Origin of the sequence: Secundilactobacillus pentosiphilus (assembly GCF_002217985.1) — a bacterium.
Lineage (GTDB): Bacteria > Bacillota > Bacilli > Lactobacillales > Lactobacillaceae > Secundilactobacillus > Secundilactobacillus pentosiphilus.
In genome coordinates this window covers 1-201 of sequence record NZ_BCMI01000130.1, presented here as the reverse complement: position 1 = coordinate 201, position 201 = coordinate 1, and the positions used below count along the sequence as shown (strand labels likewise).

The window sequence follows — 201 nt, the reverse complement described above, 5'->3', positions numbered from 1 at the left end:
AGCAATGATGACGGTATGACTGGCATATGTGCTGATGGAATTGATCTTATAATCAGGTTCACCATCTGTGGGTGCAAACAAAAAGAGGCCCGCATCTTCATCACGACCCTCTTTAATCTCATCACCCTGATACATGATGGACTTGATATAATTCAAATCTTTTCCATAAACAGTAGCATTAACAGAACCGCCAGCCGGTTG

Annotated in this window: 1 pseudogene; it reads right to left on the bottom strand. The window is 42.3% G+C overall.

The features are described 5' to 3' along the window. A pseudogene (locus tag CES81_RS13645) lies at positions 1 to 201 on the bottom strand (hypothetical protein); the annotation flags it as partial.